The organism is Bradyrhizobium ingae (assembly GCF_055791185.1).
This window is the reverse complement of the sequence record NZ_JBVUBB010000092.1, coordinates 1-1,525: the sequence shown is the minus strand read 5'-3', so window position 1 is coordinate 1,525 and position 1,525 is coordinate 1. Positions and strand designations below refer to the sequence as shown.

1 protein-coding gene is annotated in these 1,525 nt (G+C 62.2%); it reads left to right on the top strand.

Annotated elements, in window-relative coordinates; translation table 11 throughout:
• The first annotated feature begins 83 nt into the window (after positions 1–83).
• Entirely contained in the window at positions 84–1,520 is a 1,437-nt protein-coding gene (locus tag ACV1FX_RS41655) for an IS701 family transposase (protein WP_473123274.1), read from the top strand.
• Positions 1,521–1,525 lie beyond the last annotated feature (5 nt).

Genomic DNA, 1,525 nt, shown 5'->3' with positions numbered 1-1,525 from the left:
TCTGACTGAGTCACAAAACCGCAGGCTTTGTCCGGCCGGAATCAGCGATGGTTGAAGCATGGACCATCAGCCGAGGAGGCTACATGAGCGGGCGTGGCACCAAGACCAGTGAGATGCGATTTGCGGCGTATTTGGAAGGGCTTGCCAGCGTCATCGGTCATGCTGATCGGAAGGCACCGCTGCGCGACTATTGCGTCGGCCTCATGGCCTGTGGCGGTCGCAAGAGCGTGGAGCCGATGGCGGCGGTGACGGCTCCGGAACGGACGGCCGCCCAGCATCAATCGCTGCTGCATTTCGTCGGCAGCGGCACCTGGTCGGATGAGAAGGTGCTGGGCAAGGTACGCGAGATGGTCCTGCCGGCGATTGAACGCCAGAGCCCGATCGAAGCTTGGATCATCGATGACACCGGCTTTCCCAAGCAGGGGCGACATTCGGTTGGAGTTGCACGGCAATATTGCGGGCAGCTCGGCAAGCAGGATAGTTGCCAGGTGGCGGTGTCACTGTCGATTGCCAACCACCACGCCAGCCTGCCTGTCGCCTATCGCCTTTATCTTCCGAAGGAATGGACTGAGGATTGCGATCGGCGGCGCAAGGTGGGCATTCCTGCCGAAGTCGGCTTCCGGACCAAGCCGGAGATCGCGCTGGAGCAGTTGCAGTGGGCCTGTGCGACCGGCCTTCCGCGCGGTGTCGTGCTGATGGACGCGGGCTATGGCAACAACAGCGATCTGCGCACGGAGATCACGGCGCTGGGATTGACCTATGTGGCGGGTCTTCTGTCGAGCACAACGGTATGGGCGCCCGGCACCGGTCCCTTGCCGCCGAAGCCATGGTCGGGCCGCGGCCGTCCCCCGAAACTGATGCGCCGCAACCGTCAGCATCGGCCGGCCGCCGTCAAAGCGCTCGCGATCGGCCTGCCGGCCAAAGCTTGGCGCACCATCACGTGGCGGCAAGGAACGAACGAAAAGCTGAGCTCGCGCTTTGCCCGCGTGCGGGTCCGTGCCGCGCACCGTGATTATTGGCAAACCACCCAGCGGTTGGAGGAATGGTTGCTGATTGAATGGCCGAAAGGCGAGGACCAGCCTACCAAATACTGGCTCTCGACATTGCCGGAGGATGTGGCATTCCGGACTCTCGTTGAGACCGCTAAATTGCGCTGGCGCATCGAACGCGACTATCAGGATCTCAAGCAGGAAGTCGGGCTTGGCCACTTCGAGGGACGCGGCTGGCGCGGCTTTCATCATCACGCAACGATGTGCATTGCAGCCTTCGGATTCCTGATCTCCGAGCGGGAGACGATTCCCCCCTCAGGCGCTCGGCGCGCCCGGCCGATCCCGCTCGCTCGCGTTCCCGCAGATTACAGACCCCGCGGTTCTGCCGCTACGGACCCAACGTCACATTCCAAATTCGATCACGACGATGCGACGGCGACTCGAACAAGGGCTGGTCCGAACGTTGTCGAGATGCCCTTGTTGTGCAATCAAGTTCGCCCATTCCACAGACCACCGTTTGTGACGCAGTAAGACTA